This window comes from Neobacillus sp. NPDC058068 (assembly GCF_042885335.1).
In the GTDB taxonomy this organism is placed as follows: Bacteria; Bacillota; Bacilli; order Bacillales; family Cytobacillaceae; genus Neobacillus.
Genome location: NZ_JBHVSI010000008.1, coordinates 78,790 through 97,000, shown reverse-complemented (window position 1 = coordinate 97,000; position 18,211 = coordinate 78,790). Strand labels below are relative to the sequence as shown.

The following is an 18,211-nucleotide window of genomic DNA, read 5'->3' as shown; positions in this document are numbered from 1 at the left end:
ATATTGAAGAAGAATGTGTTATAATTTCTAATGCCTATCAATTTACTTAGAATTTTACTTTATATAGATTACAAATCGAGGTGCGTATTATGAAAATTTCTACTAAAGGACGTTATGGTCTGACGATTATGATTGAACTTGCTAAAAAACATGGTGAGGGACCTACTTCATTAAAAACGATTGCCCAGGCTAATGATTTATCAGAACATTATTTAGAGCAATTGATTGCTCCGTTACGGAATGCCGGATTAGTCAAAAGTATTAGAGGGGCGTACGGCGGTTATATTCTCACAAATGAACCATCGAAAATTACCGCAGGAGATGTGATTCGTGTCCTTGAAGGTCCTATCACTCCTGTTGAGGGAATTGAAGACGAAGAGCCGGCGAAGCGCGAGCTGTGGATTCGCATCCGCGATGCCATCAAAGATGTCCTCGATAACACGACCCTCGAGGATTTAGCTAGTCATAGTGATGACAGTGAGACAGATGGTTATATGTTTTATATTTGATGTAAAAGGTAATAATAGAGAATTATTTTGAATGAAGGTGTAATAATGGAACGAATTTATCTCGATCATGCCGCGACAACTCCGATGCACCCTAGGGTTACTGGGAAAATGATGGAAATTATGAACTCTACTTTTGGAAATCCCTCTAGTATCCATTCCTATGGCAGAGAGGCGCGTCATCATATTGATTTAGCACGTGCGGCTTTAGCCCGAAGCATTGGGGCGAAGGAAAGTGAGATCATTTTTACTGGTGGTGGAACCGAGGCTGATAATATGGCTTTATTCGGGGTGGCCGAAAGTTATCAACATAATGGCAGGCATATCATTACAACGCAAATCGAACACCATGCCGTGCTCCACGCCTGCAAAAAACTAGAAAAAATGGGCTTTGAGGTGACCTATCTCCCAGTCGATGAAACCGGGAGAATTTCACTTTCGGAGCTTCAGACTGCCTTAAGGGATGATACTATTCTCGTTTCTGTCATGTATGGAAACAATGAAGTTGGAGCGATTCAGCCGATTACGGAGATTGGCGAACTTTTGAAAAATCATCCTGCCATTTTTCATACGGATGCAGTACAGGCTTATGGAATGGAAATCATTAATGTTAATGATAGCTTCATTGATTTATTATCAGTTTCTGCTCATAAAATTAATGGTCCAAAAGGAACGGGTTTTCTCTATGCAAGGTCAACGGTTAAAATGGCTCCTCGTCTATTTGGCGGTGATCAAGAAAGAAAACGACGCGCTGGAACCGAAAATGTGGCAGCGATTGCCGGATTCCATGAGGCAGTTTTGATTGCGAATGAAGAACGGGCCGCCAAGCGGGAAAGGTTCATTGAATTTAAAAAAATATTAATGGACAAGCTCGGTGAACAAAATGTTGCGTTTGACGTAAACGGATCGCTTGAGTTTTCCCTGCCGCATGTATTAAACTTAAGCTTTCCAGGGACAAGTGTAGAAGCAATGCTCGTTAATCTCGACTTAGCTGGAATTGCTGTTTCGAGTGGCTCGGCTTGCACGGCGGGTTCGATTGAGCCTTCCCATGTCCTTGTTGCCATGTTTGGTAAACAGTCAGAGCGCTTAATCAATTCGATTCGGTTTAGCTTTGGTTTTAATACGACGACGGAAGAAGTCATCAAGGCAGCTGAAGAAATCGCTGGAGTTGTTTCGCGCTTGAAAAAATAAATGGTTAACAAAGCTTCAAGCGAAGAGAGAGGTGAAAAAAATGGAAAGAAAAGATCCAAAAAATACACGTGTTGTTGTCGGCATGTCCGGCGGGGTAGATTCATCTGTTGCTGCGCTTTTATTAAAACAGCAAGGCTATGATGTCATCGGCATTTTTATGAAAAACTGGGACGACACCGACGATAACGGTGTTTGTACCGCTACCGAAGATTATGAAGATGTCATTCGTGTTTGCAATCAAATTGGCATTCCATATTATGCGGTGAATTTTGAAAAACAATATTGGGACAAGGTCTTTACCTATTTCCTTGATGAATATAAAGCGGGCAGGACGCCTAATCCTGACGTGATGTGCAATAAAGAAATCAAATTTAAGGCGTTTTTGGAGCATGCTGTAAAGTTAGGTGCGGACTATTTAGCGACTGGCCATTATGCCCAGGTCGAGTTTCGTGACGGGGAATACAAAATGCTTCGCGGCCTTGACGAAAATAAAGACCAAACCTATTTCTTAAACCAATTGACACAGGAACAATTAAGTAAGGTCATGTTCCCAATCGGTAATCTTGAAAAACCTCGAGTTCGGGAAATTGCACGGGAAGCGGAGCTTGCAACTGCGACGAAGAAGGATAGTACCGGGATCTGCTTCATCGGAGAACGAAATTTTAAAGACTTCTTAGGTCAATATCTTCCGGCCCAGCCAGGAAATATGGAAACATTTGATGGCGAGGTAAAGGGCAAGCATGAAGGCTTGATGTATCATACCATCGGCCAGCGTCACGGTTTGGGAATTGGCGGATCGGGCGAGCCTTGGTTTGCGATTGGTAAGGATTTAAAAAGAAATGTCCTTTATGTCGGACAAGGTTTTCACAACGAGAAATTATATTCTGACTCGATTACCGCTGACAGTGTGAGTTGGGTTTCTAATCGGGAAAAACCGGCGGAATTTGAATGTACGGCCAAATTCCGTTACCGCCAGGAAGACAGTAAAGTAACAGTTCGTCTATTAGAAGGGGCGAAGGCGGAGGTTATTTTCCATGAACCTATTCGTGCCATAACACCTGGACAAGCCGTCGTTTTTTACAATGGCGATGAATGTCTAGGCGGCGGTACGATTGACGAAGTTTTTAAAAATGGTGAACGGTTAACGTACGTTGGCTAATATATAGACCCCGATTCCAGTGGTGGAGTCGGGGTTTTTTTGCGTGAAATTTTGGTTTGGCGGAATCGCTTGAGAAGTTGGGGGAATCCCCCCTCAGTTTGGTGGATACTAACCTCCAAATCCCCCCAATAATCAGCGAATCCCCCAGTATCACTGCAAACGAAAACAGGAACGGAACCTATTCAACCTCTATAAGTAATTTTTGAATGAAATATGATATACTTTCTCTTAGGATTGGAGTTGAAATAATGGATAAAAACCAATTAGGTGTACAATACATGCAGGAAGGCAACTGGGAAGAGGCGGCAAAGTCCTTTAATGAAGCCATTGAAGAAAACCCGAACGACCCAGTCGCTTACATTAACTTTGGCAATGTGCTTTCAGCTGTTGGAGACGACGAAAAAGCGCTCAAATTTTATCAAAAAGCAATTGAAATAGATGAAAATTCAGCGGCAGCTTATTATAGCATTGGCAACTTATTATTCAGTAAGGACCTCTTTAACGAAGCCAAGAATATGTTTGAAACAGCAATGAAAAAAGGGCTCAACACAAGTGACAACTTTTTCATGTTAGGCCTAACTCTTGTTCAGCTAAATCAGGGGCGTTTTGCCCTCCCATATTTACAAAGAAGTGTTGAACTCAATGAAACCGATGCGGAAGCGCGCTTCCAATATGGTTTATGTTTAGCTCAATTAGAACTGATTGATGAATCAATGGTTCAATTCACTAAATGTATTGAACTGGACCCAAACCATTCGGATGCCTATTATAATTTAGGGGTTTCCTATGCCTTTAAAGAAAATGGACAAAAAGCAATTGAGATGTTTAATAAGGCACTTGACATTCAGCCGGACCATTTGCTTGCAGGTCATGCTAAAAAACTAATCGAAAGCAATCATTAATTTTTCAAACGCCACCGAAGGGAGGGAGCACAGAATGGAAAAGCAAGACTCACTTGATTTATTTCAAGAACAGGCAAAGTTCGTCAAAGGGCGGCCGATTGTCACGATTTTTCATAATGAACAAAACCTTTATACCGTATTAAGAATCAGAGTCGATGAAACCAATCACGACTATGAGGACAAAGAGGCAGTAGTTACCGGTTATTTTCCGAAAATTCATGAACAGGAAACCTATATTTTTTTCGGCGAGTTTAAGGAACATCCGAAGTTTGGTATGCAATTTCTCACGAATCATTTCCGAAAGGACATGCCGCAGACAAAACAAGGCGTTGCAGCCTATTTATCAGGTGAAATGTTTAAAGGAATTGGCAAGAAAACAGCTCAAAGCATTGTCGATACCTTAGGGGAGGACGCCATCTCCAAAATTCTCAATCAGCCATCACTGCTGGATTCCATTCCTAAGCTTCCTCCTGAAAAGGCAAAAATGCTTTACGATACATTGATGGAGCATCAGGGACTTGAGCAGGTAATGGTAGCCTTAAACCAATATGGTTTTGGCCCGCAAATTTCGATGCGGATTTATCAAGCATATAAAGAGGAAACACTAAATACCATTCAGAAAAATCCGTATCAACTCGTTGAGGATATCGAGGGGATTGGTTTTGGCCGGGCAGATGAGCTCGGTTACCAGCTGGGGATATCCGGTAACCATCCAGATCGAATTAAAGCGGCATGCCTATACATACTAGAAAAAGAAAGCATCCAAACAGGACATGTGTTCATGCAGGTCGAGGATTTACTCGAACAAGTAAAAGTTCTCCTCGAGGAAAACAAGCGCGATCAGATTGAATACGCCGACATATCGACTGAGGTCATTAAGCTTGATGAAGAAGGGAAAATTAAAGGTGAGGAAAAACGCGTTTATTTACCTTCGTTATTTTTCGCGGAAAAAGGACTTGTAACGAGCATCCAACGCATACTAAGACAAACGGAATACAAGGATCAATTTCCTGAATCCGAGTTCCTCCTCGCACTAGGAAGCTTGGAGGAGCGGCTCAATGTACATTATGCGCCAACTCAAAAAGAAGCGATTCAGACAGCGCTAATGTCGCCGATGCTTATTTTAACCGGTGGACCTGGAACTGGTAAAACAACGGTCATTAAAGGGATTGTTGAGCTGTATGCGGAATTGCACGGTTGTTCATTAGAGCTGAAGGACTATCAGAAAAAGGATGAGCCTTTCCCGTTTTTGCTTGCGGCACCAACGGGGAGAGCGGCCAAAAGAATGACTGAATCGACTGGTCTTCCTGCAGTAACCATCCACCGGTTGCTTGGGTTTAACGGCACGGAAGGGTTTGACCGCGATGATGCAAGCCCGCTAGAAGGAAAAATATTAATTGTCGATGAAACCTCAATGCTGGATATTTGGCTTGCCAATCAATTGTTTAAGGCCTTGCCGGAAAATATTCAAGTCATCTTGGTCGGAGATGAAGATCAGCTTCCATCTGTTGGTCCTGGTCAGGTTTTAAAAGATTTACTTCAATCTGAGCGGATTCCGACTGTTCGATTAACAGATATTTACCGGCAGGCAGAGGGTTCATCGATTATTGAACTGGCCCATGATATCAAAAAGGGGTATCTCCCTCCTGATGTTACCGCTAAGCAAGCTGATCGTTCCTTTATCAGATGTTCAACCCCGCAGGTGGCACAAGTGGTTGAAAAAGTGGCGCAAAATGCAAAAAATAAAGGCTATTCCGCTAAGGACATTCAAGTATTGGCACCAATGTACAGAGGTCCTGCTGGGATTGACCGGCTAAATGTTTTACTGCAGGAGATTTTCAATCCGAACCCTGACGGCAAACGCAAGGAAATTGCTTTTGGTGAGGTGAAATACCGCATTGGCGATAAGGTGCTCCAGCTCGTCAACCAGCCGGAAAGCAATGTTTTTAACGGGGATATAGGTGAAATTATCTCGATCATTTATGCAAAAGAAAACACCGAAAAGCAAGACATGATCTATATTTCTTTTGAAGGCAATGAGGTTGAATATACTAAGCAGGATTTAACTCAGATAACTCATGCTTACTGCTGCTCGGTGCATAAATCACAGGGAAGCGAGTTCCCGATTGTGATCCTTCCGATAACAAGAAGCTATTATCGGATGCTGCGGAGAAATTTAATTTATACGGCGATTACAAGAAGCAAACAATCGTTAATTTTATGCGGCGAAGAGGATGCACTGCGAATGGGTGTCGAAAGAGCCGATGAGCTTTCGAGGCAAACGACCCTTTGCCAAAAGCTGCAAGAATCCATCCAGGGTAATTCCATTAGTAAAGAAAACAGCTTATCTAAGAAAGAAGAAAAACCAGCAGCCAATGACGACCAAACTCCGGCTACAGAAATGTCCTACGAAGAAGAATTAATGCAGGTAAATCCATTGGTAGGAATGGAAAACGTTTCACCTTATGATTTTATGGTAAATGACTGAAACTATAAATGTTCACAGGAGGTGGGACACTCTTTGCGGACATTTTCTTTATTGAAAGGGCAGCCTGTATTTGAAACGAGAACCGGGACAAAAATTGGTGAGATAAGTGATCTCTGTATCTCAAGCGGTGGCACGGTGAAAGGTCTACTGATTAAAAAAGGCGTTTTCTTCAAACAATCCTTTTTTCTGGACATTCAAAAGGTGACTTCCTTCGGCTGGGATGGAGTTATGATTGAGGAGCCCGAGCATTTAGAAAAGCTAAAAGATAGACCTGATTATACCTTAAACCATCAACATTCCCTAGACGGTATGATGATGCTCTCTAAGGGCGGTAAAACGCTCGGTTTGTTAAAAGATGTTTATTTTCAAGAAGAAGTGGGCACAATCGTAGGGTACGAAATCACGGATGGCTTCTTTTCGGATATCACGGAAGGGAAACAGGTCATTCAATCTGAGAAGCCCTTAGCAATCGGAAAGGATGCCATTATCGTAGATGTAAATGAAAACTCGCCGACTGGCCATGAGACCCTTTAGGGTAAGGCTCGAGGCGCAGTTTAATTTATGCGTATCAGAATTTATCAAGTAAATTCTGCCTAGCTAAATGATACGTGAGGTGTCCTTTCATGTTTAAGTGTCCCAATTGTCAAAGCAAGGATATCGGCAAAATTGGTATCAACCAATATTATTGCTGGAACTGTTTTATTGAGCTCTCGGTTTCTGAAGGAATAATCAACACCCATCAAGTTGAAGAGGACGGGTCACTTAGTTCCTTAGATGATTTGTTTGAAGAAGAAGAGCGTCGTTACACCCTTTAGAATAGAAAAGCGGACGCGTGAGCTGAAGCTGGACAAATAAAATAAGAGGTGAGACGGATGAACAAAATGATGACGTCGATGATTGCTTTTGGTGCAGGGATGGCAGTATATAATCTTGCTCAGCGAAATAATATGATGTCGCCCCGCAATATGAAAAGAATGCAACGGAAAGTAAAACGTGCGATATTTTAAATGGACCTGAATCCCCCTCTTAGTTCTGAGGGGGATTTTTTGTTGAATATTTACATCAATTGTCTCTAAAACTAACGAAAAGGAGGCATCGACGTGGATATTCGCATGAAATGGTATTACCGAATCGGTTTTTTGCTCCTTTTATTGATTGCCATTTATCTTTTTCTAAAAATTAGCTTTGTCTGGATGCCGATTCTTCGAGTGACTGTTCTCATTATTCTGCCGTTTATCATTGGCGGATTTATTACCTATTTGCTTCATCCGCTTGTTGAAAAATTACATGAAAAAGGGCTTCATCGCGGCCTTGCGATTATGCTCATATATGTTATTTTTTTTGGCGGAATTGGCTTGGCCCTTTATAAAGGGATACCGGCAATAATTGACCAATTAAAGGATCTCACTGAAAGTGCACCGATCTTTGCCGAGCAATACCGGGAATGGATTGCAAAGCTCCAGTCCCACACAAGGGAGTGGCCAGATGGTCTTCAAGCAAGATTAGATGAAGGCATCGACACCTTTGAAAAAAAGCTGGACTCCCTAGTAACGATTCTCGTGAATATCTTAATGAAATTTTTCAATTCGGCGTTAATCCTGATGATTATCCCGTTTATTGCCTTCTATATGTTAAAGGACTTTCAACTCATTAAACAGGCTTGCTGGTATATGACACCAAAAAAATGGCGGAAAAAGGGGACGCTTTTTCTCAAAGATATTGATGAATCCCTCGGCAGCTATATAAGGGGACAGCTGTTAATATGTATAATAATTGGCAGTATTTCCGCCTTGCTATTTTGGATTTTTCATTTAAAATATCCATTGCTGTTGGGATTGATTGTTGGGGCCACGAATGTAATCCCTTATTTTGGGCCGATTATTGGAGCAGTGCCAGCCGTCATTATTGCGGCAACCTCGTCAGTCAAACTAGTCATCATTACGGTAGTGATTGTTTTTGGCCTGCAATTTCTAGAAGGGAATATCCTATCCCCTTATATCGTTGGAAAAAGTCTTCATATGCACCCGTTAATCATTATGATTGCCTTAACAGCAGGTGGCGAAATTGGAGGCATTTTGGGGTTGATTGTAGCAGTCCCCGTCCTTGTCGTTCTTAAAGTAGCCATCATCCATGCAAAAAATCATTTCATTAATGGAAAATCAAATGAATCGCCATAATAAGAAATTGACAAACGTTTTCCTGCTCGCTATAATTCCTCATATAGAATATATCGATCATGTAGAAGGATCAAGTATGTTGTAGTCCATCTATAGCGCGTAAGGCGTTGAAGAGAGGAGCTTCCTTGGCTGAAAGAGGCTCTAGATGAAGGATGACAGAAAGCTAATCCGGAGTGCAGCTAATCACTGCCGTACACTCGCGTTAAGAGTATTTTTGAGAGATGGATCCCGTTTTTTTGGATCCATAATCAGGGTGGTACCGCGAGAGAGGCTCTCGTCCCTGCTATAGGGATGAGGGCCTTTTTGTATTCTTTTTTAAAAATAAAGGAGGTTAAACCAAATGAAAAACTTAACTGGATCACAAATTCGCCAAATGTTTTTACAGTTTTTTAACGAAGAAAAAGGACACGCGATTGAGCCAAGTGCATCACTTGTCCCGCATGATGACCCGTCATTATTATGGATTAACAGCGGTGTCGCCACGTTAAAAAAATATTTTGACGGCCGTGTTGTTCCTGAGAATCCAAGAATTACAAATGCACAAAAGTCCATCAGAACTAATGACATTGAGAATGTCGGAAAAACAGCTCGTCACCATACATTCTTTGAAATGCTAGGCAACTTTTCCATCGGCGAATATTTCAAGCAAGAAGCAATTGAATGGGCATGGGAGTTTTTAACGAACGAAAAATGGATTGGCTGGAATCCAGAGCTTCTATCTGTTACCGTTCATCCAGAGGATCATGAGGCCTATGAAATTTGGCATAACAAAATCGGAATTCCAGAGGAACGGATTATTCGTCTTGAAGGAAACTATTGGGATATCGGTGAAGGTCCAAGCGGCCCGAATACCGAAATTTTCTATGATCGCGGTCCTGAGTATGGCAATGATTCAAGTGATCCTGAACTCTATCCTGGCGGTGAAAACGAGCGCTACCTTGAAGTTTGGAACCTTGTGTTTTCACAATTTAACCATAACCCTGATGGTACATATACACCGCTGCCAAAGAAAAATATTGATACCGGCATGGGCTTAGAACGGATGGCATCTGTCGTTCAAAATGTGCCAACTAACTTTGATACTGATTTATTTATTCCAATCATTCGGGCAACAGAGGAAATAGCCGGCGAAAAATATGGTGTTGATAAGGAACGAGATGTGGCGTTTAAAGTCATCGCTGACCATATCCGGACCGTTGCTTTTGCTGTTGGTGACGGTGCATTGCCATCAAATGAAGGGCGCGGCTATGTATTGCGCCGTCTGCTCCGCCGGGCTGTCCGCTATGCGAAACAGATCAATATCAATCGTCCGTTTATGTTTGAACTTGTGCCTGTTGTCGGCGAAATCATGGCTGACTTCTATCCGGAAGTGAAAGACAAAACTGAATTCATTCAAAAGGTTATTAAGAATGAAGAAGAGCGTTTCCATGAAACTCTTCATGAAGGGCTAGCGATTTTAGCAAGTGTCATTAAGAAGGAAAAAGAAAAAGAAAGTGACACGATTACGGGTGCCGATGTGTTCCGTCTTTATGATACTTACGGATTCCCAGTGGAGTTAACCGAAGAATATGCTGAAGAAGAAGGCATGAAGGTAGATCATGCAGGCTTCGAAGTGGAAATGGAGCAGCAGCGTGAACGTGCCCGCGCCGCACGTCATGATGTCGATTCGATGCAAGTTCAAGGCGGTGTGCTTCGTGATGTAACCGTGGAAAGTAAATTTGTTGGCTACGATCAGCTTGAGACAAGCTCCACTGTAGCAGCGATTATTAAAAACGGCGAGCTAATCGATGAAACACAAGCAGGTGAAGAGATTCAATTAATTCTGGATGTGACCCCATTTTATGCAGAGAGCGGCGGACAAATTGCTGACCGTGGATTGATTGAAGGGGAAGGCGTAACCGTTGCAGTTAAGGATGTCCAAAAAGCACCGAATGGTCAGAATCTCCATCAGGTAGTTGTCAAGAGCGGCACGATAAAAACGAACCAACAGGTAGCGGCAAAGGTCGACGCTGAAAATCGAGTGAAGATCATCAAAAACCATACGGCTACCCATTTGCTTCATCAGGCACTAAAGGATACACTTGGGGAACATGTTAACCAAGCAGGATCTCTTGTGGAACCGGATCGCCTACGTTTTGATTTTTCACATTTTGGTCAAATCAAACCAGAAGAACTTGACCAAATCGAAAGAATCGTAAACGAAAAAATCTGGCGAAACATCGAAGTAGATATCAGCTTAAAACCGATTGCTGAAGCCAAAGCATTGGGCGCAATGGCGCTTTTTGGCGAAAAATATGGTGATATTGTCCGCGTCGTCAGAGTCGGCGATTACAGCCTTGAGCTTTGCGGCGGCTGCCATGTTCCGAATACATCGGTGATTGGTTTATTTAAAATAGTTTCTGAGAGCGGAATCGGTGCCGGAACGAGAAGGATTGAAGCGGTCACAGGTGAAGCAGCTTACAAATCCTTACATGACCAAGTAGGCTTGTTAAAGGAAGCATCTGAAAAACTAAAATCGAATCCAAAGGATATCGTGAACCGCATTGATAGTCTTATGGTTGAAATGAAACAGCTGCAGCGGGAAAATGAGTCACTCGCAGCGAAGCTTGGAAATATTGAAGCAGGCAGCCTCGTTTCAAAGGCAAAAGATATTGATGGCGTAACCGTGTTAGCAGCCAAAGTTCAAGCGGCAGACATGAATAACTTACGAAATATGGCCGATGATTTGAAGAAGAAGCTAGGTTCTGTTGTACTTGTACTAGGCAGTTCACATGAAGGAAAAGTGAATTTAATTGCGGCTGTGACGAAGGATTTAATCGAACAAGGCTACCATGCCGGGAAACTGATTAAAGAGGTTGCATCCCGCTGTGGCGGCGGTGGCGGCGGTCGTCCTGACATGGCCCAGGCTGGCGGTAAGGATCCGGAAAAATTGGATGATGCCCTTCAATTCGTACAGGAATGGATAAAATCGGTTTGATAATAGGACAAAGTAGTGTAAAATGTAGGTAACTATACTAGAAAGCGGAAGCGCCTTGACCTAGGCGCTGTAGCTAAACTATTATAATTTTCTCCCCTATTAGAAAGGTGAGGTGCATGAAATGAACTTTGACAAAACGATGCGATTTAATTTTCCTGAAGAGCCGTTTGAACATGATGTAAATGATGTTCTACTTCAAGTCTATGAGGCATTGCAAGAAAAAGGTTATAATCCGATTAATCAAATAGTCGGCTACCTATTATCTGGGGACCCAGCCTATATACCACGTCATCGGGATGCCCGCAATATTATTCGTAAGCTTGAACGGGACGAAATTATTGAAGAATTGGTCAAATCCTATTTAAAACAGCAGCGAGAGGGTTAAGGAATGCGCGTATTGGGTTTAGATGTAGGCTCAAAGACTGTCGGTATTGCCGTAAGTGATGAACTTGGGTGGACAGCTCAGGGCCTTAAAACCCTCAAAATCAACGAAGAAAAGCAGGAGTTTGGTTTTGAGGAAATTGGTCAATTAATAAAAGAGTATCAAGCAGACACGGTGGTCATCGGCCTTCCCAAAAACATGAACGGGACGATTGGTCCGCGCGGTGAAGCAAGTCAGCAATATGCTGCTGAAATTGAAAGTAAATTCGCTGTCCATACAGTTTTATGGGACGAGCGCATGACAACGATGGCAGCAGAACGTGTTTTACTTGAAGCAGATGTTAGTCGAAAAAAGCGGAAGAAGGTTATTGATAAAATGGCAGCAGTCATGATCCTTCAAGGCTATCTTGACAGTAAAAATTAATGAGGTGAAGTAATGGACCACAAACACGAACACGAACATGATGAGGATCGCTATATTACACTTATTGATGAAAATGGCGATGAACAGTTATTTGAAATTCTGTTTACATTTGACTCAGACGAATTTGAAAAGTCCTATGTATTCTTTTATCCAGTTGGAGCTAGTGAAGAAGAGGAAATTGACATTCTTACTTATGCCTATATTCCAACAGATGATGGCGGCTTCGGAGAATTAATGGAAATCGAAACCGACGAAGAATGGGAAATGGTTGAAGAAGTTTTCAATACCTTCAATGAAGAGCAAGAGGAAGAATAAATGATGATCGAACCGGCTATTTTATAGCCGGTTTTTTAATGGGGATTTTTTGACATATTCACTGTAAAATTGACATTTTTCTCACTATATGCTGAAATAATTACGATGTCTTATTTCGCTAACTATATTAAAAGTTTGCAAAAATACGTGCGAAATCTTTTGTTACTTTGGCCAAAGGGGAAGGGGGAAGACAATGACAACAGACGAAAAGAACACAAAAAAAGCCGCTATTCGAGAAAAAATGCTCGAACATCAAAGTGAAGCAAGAGTTGTCAGAAAGATTGTATTAATTATTTCTATTTTATTGCTATTATTCATAGTCTTTATTGGCGGTGGAGGTTATCTTTACATACAATCAGCACTTAAACCAGTCGATTCTAAAAGTAAGATTCAGAAAACAGTGGAAATCCCGATTGGCTCTTCGGTGACTGGAATTGCGCAAACGTTAGAAAAAAATGGTGTTATCAAAAACGCAAAAGTATTTAAGTATTATGTAAAATTGAAAAATGAAGGCGGATTTATGGCCGGTGATTACCAGCTTAGTCCATCAATGGATGTACCTGAAATTGTCAGCCGCTTGAAAACAGGGAAGGTCCTCGCGAAGGCCAGCTTTAAAATCACGATTCCAGAAGGGAAGCAGCTCCAGGAAATTGCCGCCATTATGGCCAAGGCTACCAAGCAGAACGAAGAGGATGTCTTAAATAAATTAAATGATAAAGAGTTTATTAAAGGGCTCATGGTCAAATACCCTGAGGTCTTATCCGACGAAATCATGAATGGTTCGATAAAATATAAGCTTGAAGGCTACCTCTTCCCGGCAACCTATCCATTCTATAAGCCGAACCCTACAGTCGAAGAAATGGTCACGGCAATGCTTGATAAAACACGGGCTGTGTTAGCGGATTACGCTGAAGAAAGCAATGCTAAAAAGCTGTCAGTCCATCAATTATTAACAATGGCCTCTTTAGTTGAAGAAGAAGCAACCGGGACGGCCGACCGTAAAAAGATAGCCAGCGTATTCTATAATCGGATGAAGAAGGGAATGCTGCTGCAAACAGACCCAACCGTCCTATATGCGCAAGGGAAGCATAAAGAAAAGGTTTTATATAAGGATTTAGAGGTGAACTCACCTTATAACACGTATCAACATACTGGTCTGCCACCGGGACCGATTGCCAACGCCGGAAAGGCTTCTATTGAAGCTGCATTGGAGCCTGCGGAAACTGATTATTATTACTTCCTGGCAACCGCTGAAGGTGAAGTTATTTTTACAAAAACATTAGAAGAACACAATACGGAAAAAGCCAAGCATATTTCCAATAAAAAATAACTCATAATTTTTGGGGGAAGTTCGCATCCCCCTTTAATTTGTGATAAAATAGTACAGGTGTTTTAAACGTAATTTATAGCGTAACTCACAGTAAGGTACATTTGCGGCAAAACTGCTCGAAACGAACCCCGAGTTTGAATTCGTTCAGCTCGTGACATCCGCACCTGTGAACGCTATTTTTTCATGTCTAAAGAGCAATAGTTTGTTTCAAGAATAGAGGTGGTGGCAGCTTGTTAAATGAGAAGCTGCATTTTTATATTGAAGGTCTAATAGCTGAGCGGAATCCGTTGTTAATGGAAATGGAAAGCTACGCAAAAGTGCATCATGTCCCGATTATGGAGCTTGCCGGAATTGAAACAATGCTGCAATTATTGCGGATTCATCGTTCAAAAAAAATTCTTGAGGTTGGAACCGCGATTGGTTATTCGGCCTTAAGGATGGCAGGGGCACTAAAAGGTGCGCACATCGTTACAATTGAGCGCGACGAGGAGCGAATAAATGCTGCTCAGGAATTTATCCACCGTTCGGGTTTTGGTGAGCAAATTACCTTAATCAAAGGTGATGCGCTTGAAGTTGCTGCCGAAGTAAGTCAATATGCTCCATTTGATGCGATATTTATTGATGCAGCAAAAGGTCAATATAAGAAGTTCTTTGAAATATATGCTGACTATTTAACTGAAGATGGGATGATTATTACTGATAATGTCTTGTTTAAAGGACTTGTCGCTGAATCAGAAATTGAATCTAAGAGAATCCGTAATCTCGTGAAGAAAATTGATGACTTTAACCGCTGGTTAATGACTCATCCGAATTATGATTCGGTGATTCTTCCTGTCGGGGACGGAGTCGCTATCAGCAAAAGAAGAGGTGAGAGGAAATGAAGAAACCAGAATTGCTAGTTACACCATTGACTGTCGATGATATAGTGCCTTTAGCTGAAGCGGGAGCGGATGCGTTTGTTGTCGGGGAACAGCGATATGGATTACGGCTTGCCGGTGAGTTCAACCGTAAGGATGTCGAAAAGGCGATTGATCTTGCTCATTCCAAAGGGAAAAAAGTCTACATCGCGATGAATGCGGTTTTTCACAATGAAAAAATTGAAGAACTCGGCGATTATATTCAATTTGCCGCAGCGGCAAAGGCGGATGCCATTATTTTCGGCGACCCGGCGGTATTAATGACAGCTAAAGAAGTTGCTCCTGAAATGAAGCTTCATTGGAGTACTGAGACAACAGGCACGAATTGGTACACGTGTAATTATTGGGGGAGAAAAGGTGCGAAAAGATCTGTTCTGGCCCGAGAAATCAACATGGATACGATAGTCGAAATTAAGGAAAATGCCGATGTGGAAATTGAAGTACAGGTTCATGGAATGAGCTGTATGTTCCAATCGAAACGCACTCTCCTTGGGAATTATTATGAGTACCAAGGGAAAGTCATGGAAATTGAAAATCGCAAGATGGAAAAAAATATGTTCCTGCACGACAAAGAACGTGCTAATAAATATCCCATTTTTGAAGATGAAAATGGTACCCATATTATGAGTCCAAATGATATTTGTATCATTGACGAGCTTCAAGATATGTTAGAAGCTGGAGTAGACTCGTTTAAAATTGACGGAATCTTAAAGAGTCCAGAGTATATCTTGGAAGTGACGAAACTATATCGTGACGCCATTGATTTATTTTTCGAGGACCCAGATGCTTATGATGATAAAAAGGATGAGCTACTTGAGGCAATCGAAGAAATTCAGCCTGCAAATCGTTCGCTAGATACAGGGTTCTATTTTAAAGAGACAGTATATTAAAAGGGAGGAGTTCAATCGTGAATACAGTTAAAGATAAAATTTCTGAGATCATCGACGGGAAACGTGTCATTGTGAAGAAGCCGGAACTCCTTGCCCCAGCAGGCAATCTTGAAAAGCTGAAAATTGCGGTTCAATATGGTGCCGATGCCGTATTTATCGGCGGTCAGGAATATGGACTGCGTTCAAACGCCGATAACTTTACATTTGAAGAAATGAAAGAAGGCGTCGAATTTGCCCAAAATTTTGGTGCAAAGATTTATGTAACGACAAATATTTTTGCTCATAACGAAAATATTGCCGGCTTAGAGGAATATATACTTGGCTTAAAGGAGACCGGAATTGCCGGGATTATTGTCGCCGATCCGCTCATTATTGAAACGTGCCAGCGGCTTGCTCCAGAGATTGAAATCCATATTAGTACACAGCAATCACTATCCAACTGGAAAGCTGCTCAGTTTTGGAAAGAGTCAGGGGCGGAACGGGTTGTTTTAGCACGAGAAGTAAGTGCGGAAGAAATCAGAGAAATGAAGGAAAAGGTTGATGTTGAAATTGAAACCTTTATTCATGGAGCAATGTGCATTGCCTACTCTGGACGTTGTACTTTGAGCAACCATATGACCGCTCGGGATTCCAACCGCGGCGGCTGCTGTCAGTCATGCCGCTGGGATTATGATCTATATCAACTAGAGGGCGAGAACGAAAATGCACTTTATGCAGAGGGTGATGCCCCGTTTGCAATGAGCCCGAAGGATCTTAATTTAATTCAGGCGATTCCACAGATGATTGAATTGGGTATTGACAGTTTAAAAATCGAAGGCCGGATGAAATCGATTCATTATATCGCAACAGTTGTCAGCGTTTATCGCAAGGTGATTGACGCTTATTGTGCCGACCCTGAGAATTTTGTGATTCAGCGGGAATGGTTAGTAGAGCTCGATAAATGTGCAAACCGTGAAACGGCTCCGGCGTTTTTTGAAGGCGTTCCCGGGTATAAAGAGCAAATGTTTGGTAATCATAGCAAGAAGACTAGTTTTGAATTTGTCGGTCTTGTCTTGGATTACAACAAGGAAACGCAAATGGTAACCCTGCAGCAGCGGAACCATTTTAAACCAGGGGAAGAAGTGGAATTCTTCGGACCAGAAATTCAAAATTTTACACATGTAGTAGATAAAATATGGGATGAAAAAGGTAATGAACTGGATGCAGCTAGACACCCTCTTCAGATTGTGCAATTTAAATTGGACAAACCGGTATACCCTGACAACATGATGCGAAAGGAGAACTAGCATGATGCAGAGACCTGTTGTTATTGGTGTTACCGGCGGCTCCGGCTCCGGCAAAACCAGTGTAACAAAAGCGATTTATGAAAGTTTGAAGGATCATTCTATTTTAGTATTAGAACAGGATTATTATTATAAGGATCAAGCTGATTTGCCTTTTGAAGAACGTTTAAAAACAAATTATGATCATCCGCTGGCCTTTGATAATGATTTACTAATTGAACATATTGAAAAGCTGTTGCGATATGAGGCAATTGAGAAACCGGTTTATGATTATTCGATTCATACCCGTTCAGAAAAGGTTATTCAGGTTGAACCTCAGGATGTAATTATTTTGGAAGGAATATTGGTGCTTGAAGACGATCGGCTTCGCGATTTAATGGACATTAAATTGTATGTTGATACCGATGCTGATTTACGGATTATTCGCCGCATGACGCGTGATATTAAGGAACGCGGGCGGAGCTTTGATTCCGTTATCGATCAATATTTAAATGTGGTCCGGCCGATGCACAATCAATTTATCGAACCTACGAAGCGATATGCGGATGTGATTATTCCAGAGGGCGGGCAAAACCATGTTGCCATCGATTTAATGGTCACAAAAATTCAAACAATTCTTGAACAAAAATCATTTTTGTGACACAATAGCAAAAGAAAAGGATTAAATATTTAGTTGCGCGCCCTTATTATAAAAGGACGCGCTGCTATATATTATGCGTAATCTGCATAATACCTACATACACTACATACACAATTCTAATGGGGATTTGTGAAGACTAGAAGGAGTGAGGATTTTGGCTGCTGAGAAAGTATTTCCAATGACACAAGCAGGAAAAGACAAATTAGTTCAAGAACTTGAGTATTTAAAATCAGTGAAGCGTAAAGAAGTGGTGGAAAGAATTAAAATCGCGCGAAGCTTTGGTGATTTATCAGAAAACTCCGAGTATGATTCCGCGAAAGAGGAGCAGGCTTTTGTTGAAGGCCGAATTACAACCTTAGAAAATATGGTTCGCAATGCTAAAATTATCGCAGAAGGCGATATGACAGGCGATTCCGTTGCATTAGGCAGATCGGTAACCTTTGTTGAGCTTCCAGATGGTGATGAAGAAACGTATTCCATTGTCGGAAGTGCTGAGGCCGATCCATTTGAAGGGAAAATCTCCAACGATTCACCAATAGCGAAAAGTTTATTAGGTAAGAAAGTTGGCGATCAAGTTTCCGTTCAAACGCCAGGCGGTGAAATGAGCGTCCGCATCGTTAGCATTAAATAA

19 protein-coding genes are annotated in these 18,211 nt (G+C 41.8%); all 19 read left to right on the top strand.

What is annotated here, in order from left to right; all coding sequences use genetic code 11:
* The first annotated feature begins 89 nt into the window (after positions 1-89).
* Positions 90-509, top strand: coding sequence for a cysteine metabolism transcriptional regulator CymR (gene cymR / locus ACFVSW_RS11230; protein WP_387315799.1), 420 nt, complete (start codon positions 90-92; stop codon positions 507-509).
* Between the two features lie 45 nt (positions 510-554).
* Positions 555-1,697, top strand: a complete 1,143-nt coding sequence (locus ACFVSW_RS11225; RefSeq protein WP_387315795.1) for a cysteine desulfurase family protein — start codon at positions 555-557, stop codon at positions 1,695-1,697.
* A gap of 40 nt (positions 1,698-1,737) precedes the next feature.
* Positions 1,738-2,856 carry a tRNA 2-thiouridine(34) synthase MnmA gene (mnmA, locus tag ACFVSW_RS11220; protein WP_387315792.1) on the top strand — a complete coding sequence of 373 codons (1,119 nt, stop codon included), beginning with the start codon at positions 1,738-1,740 and terminating at the stop codon, positions 2,854-2,856.
* Between the two features lie 248 nt (positions 2,857-3,104).
* Positions 3,105-3,758 (top strand): tetratricopeptide repeat protein, encoded by a 654-nt coding sequence (locus tag ACFVSW_RS11215; protein WP_387315789.1) that lies wholly within the window; start codon positions 3,105-3,107, stop codon positions 3,756-3,758.
* 34 nt (positions 3,759-3,792) lie between these two features.
* Positions 3,793-6,246 (top strand): SF1B family DNA helicase RecD2, encoded by a 2,454-nt coding sequence (gene recD2, locus ACFVSW_RS11210; RefSeq protein ID WP_387315787.1) that lies wholly within the window; start codon positions 3,793-3,795, stop codon positions 6,244-6,246.
* Positions 6,247-6,279: 33 nt separating this feature from the next.
* Positions 6,280-6,780 carry a PRC-barrel domain-containing protein gene (locus ACFVSW_RS11205; RefSeq protein WP_387315785.1) on the top strand — a complete coding sequence of 167 codons (501 nt, stop codon included), beginning with the start codon at positions 6,280-6,282 and terminating at the stop codon, positions 6,778-6,780.
* Positions 6,781-6,869: 89 nt separating this feature from the next.
* Positions 6,870-7,061, top strand: a complete 192-nt coding sequence (locus ACFVSW_RS11200; protein ID WP_024029972.1) for a hypothetical protein — start codon at positions 6,870-6,872, stop codon at positions 7,059-7,061.
* Between the two features lie 57 nt (positions 7,062-7,118).
* The gene (locus ACFVSW_RS11195; RefSeq protein WP_024029971.1) at positions 7,119-7,253 is read left to right on the top strand and encodes a YrzQ family protein; all 135 of its coding nucleotides are present in this window, start codon (positions 7,119-7,121) and stop codon (positions 7,251-7,253) included.
* A gap of 93 nt (positions 7,254-7,346) precedes the next feature.
* Positions 7,347-8,423, top strand: a complete 1,077-nt coding sequence (locus ACFVSW_RS11190; protein WP_387315782.1) for an AI-2E family transporter — start codon at positions 7,347-7,349, stop codon at positions 8,421-8,423.
* 340 nt (positions 8,424-8,763) lie between these two features.
* Complete coding sequence (alaS, locus tag ACFVSW_RS11185; protein WP_387315780.1) at positions 8,764-11,400, top strand: alanine--tRNA ligase; 2,637 nt, start codon at positions 8,764-8,766, stop codon at positions 11,398-11,400.
* Positions 11,401-11,521: 121 nt separating this feature from the next.
* Positions 11,522-11,785, top strand: coding sequence for an IreB family regulatory phosphoprotein (locus ACFVSW_RS11180; RefSeq protein WP_024029968.1), 264 nt, complete (start codon positions 11,522-11,524; stop codon positions 11,783-11,785).
* Between the two features lie 3 nt (positions 11,786-11,788).
* The gene (gene ruvX / locus ACFVSW_RS11175) at positions 11,789-12,205 is read left to right on the top strand and encodes a Holliday junction resolvase RuvX (protein ID WP_387315777.1); all 417 of its coding nucleotides are present in this window, start codon (positions 11,789-11,791) and stop codon (positions 12,203-12,205) included.
* Positions 12,206-12,217: 12 nt separating this feature from the next.
* The gene (locus ACFVSW_RS11170) at positions 12,218-12,520 is read left to right on the top strand and encodes a DUF1292 domain-containing protein (RefSeq protein WP_024029966.1); all 303 of its coding nucleotides are present in this window, start codon (positions 12,218-12,220) and stop codon (positions 12,518-12,520) included.
* 193 nt (positions 12,521-12,713) lie between these two features.
* Positions 12,714-13,850 carry an endolytic transglycosylase MltG gene (mltG, locus tag ACFVSW_RS11165; protein WP_387315775.1) on the top strand — a complete coding sequence of 379 codons (1,137 nt, stop codon included), beginning with the start codon at positions 12,714-12,716 and terminating at the stop codon, positions 13,848-13,850.
* A 230-nt stretch (positions 13,851-14,080) separates the two neighbouring features.
* Positions 14,081-14,731: an O-methyltransferase gene (locus ACFVSW_RS11160; protein ID WP_387315773.1), complete on the top strand. Its 651-nt coding sequence runs from the start codon at positions 14,081-14,083 to the stop codon at positions 14,729-14,731.
* Positions 14,728-15,657, top strand: a complete 930-nt coding sequence (locus tag ACFVSW_RS11155) for a peptidase U32 family protein (protein ID WP_387315771.1) — start codon at positions 14,728-14,730, stop codon at positions 15,655-15,657. The genes ACFVSW_RS11160 and ACFVSW_RS11155 overlap by 4 nt, the downstream gene beginning before the upstream one ends.
* A 17-nt stretch (positions 15,658-15,674) precedes the next feature.
* Positions 15,675-16,943 carry a peptidase U32 family protein gene (locus ACFVSW_RS11150; RefSeq protein ID WP_387315769.1) on the top strand — a complete coding sequence of 423 codons (1,269 nt, stop codon included), beginning with the start codon at positions 15,675-15,677 and terminating at the stop codon, positions 16,941-16,943.
* A 1-nt stretch (position 16,944) separates the two neighbouring features.
* Positions 16,945-17,580, top strand: coding sequence for a uridine kinase (gene udk / locus ACFVSW_RS11145; protein WP_387315767.1), 636 nt, complete (start codon positions 16,945-16,947; stop codon positions 17,578-17,580).
* 154 nt (positions 17,581-17,734) lie between these two features.
* Positions 17,735-18,211 (top strand): transcription elongation factor GreA, encoded by a 477-nt coding sequence (gene greA, locus ACFVSW_RS11140; protein WP_387315765.1) that lies wholly within the window; start codon positions 17,735-17,737, stop codon positions 18,209-18,211.

Excerpts from the sequence above, each read along its gene's own strand:
- cymR (WP_387315799.1), top strand. The coding sequence starts at position 90 with ATGAAAATTTCTACTAAAGGACGTTATGGTCTGACGATTATGATTGAA.
- ACFVSW_RS11225 (WP_387315795.1), top strand. The coding sequence starts at position 555 with ATGGAACGAATTTATCTCGATCATGCCGCGACAACTCCGATGCACCCT.
- mnmA (WP_387315792.1), top strand. The coding sequence starts at position 1,738 with ATGGAAAGAAAAGATCCAAAAAATACACGTGTTGTTGTCGGCATGTCC.
- ACFVSW_RS11215 (WP_387315789.1), top strand. The coding sequence starts at position 3,105 with ATGGATAAAAACCAATTAGGTGTACAATACATGCAGGAAGGCAACTGG.
- recD2 (WP_387315787.1), top strand. The coding sequence starts at position 3,793 with ATGGAAAAGCAAGACTCACTTGATTTATTTCAAGAACAGGCAAAGTTC.
- ACFVSW_RS11200 (WP_024029972.1), top strand. The coding sequence starts at position 6,870 with ATGTTTAAGTGTCCCAATTGTCAAAGCAAGGATATCGGCAAAATTGGT.
- ACFVSW_RS11195 (WP_024029971.1), top strand. The coding sequence starts at position 7,119 with ATGAACAAAATGATGACGTCGATGATTGCTTTTGGTGCAGGGATGGCA.
- alaS (WP_387315780.1), top strand. The coding sequence starts at position 8,764 with ATGAAAAACTTAACTGGATCACAAATTCGCCAAATGTTTTTACAGTTT.
- ACFVSW_RS11180 (WP_024029968.1), top strand. The coding sequence starts at position 11,522 with ATGAACTTTGACAAAACGATGCGATTTAATTTTCCTGAAGAGCCGTTT.
- ruvX (WP_387315777.1), top strand. The coding sequence starts at position 11,789 with ATGCGCGTATTGGGTTTAGATGTAGGCTCAAAGACTGTCGGTATTGCC.
- ACFVSW_RS11170 (WP_024029966.1), top strand. The coding sequence starts at position 12,218 with ATGGACCACAAACACGAACACGAACATGATGAGGATCGCTATATTACA.
- mltG (WP_387315775.1), top strand. The coding sequence starts at position 12,714 with ATGACAACAGACGAAAAGAACACAAAAAAAGCCGCTATTCGAGAAAAA.
- ACFVSW_RS11155 (WP_387315771.1), top strand. The coding sequence starts at position 14,728 with ATGAAGAAACCAGAATTGCTAGTTACACCATTGACTGTCGATGATATA.
- udk (WP_387315767.1), top strand. The coding sequence starts at position 16,945 with ATGATGCAGAGACCTGTTGTTATTGGTGTTACCGGCGGCTCCGGCTCC.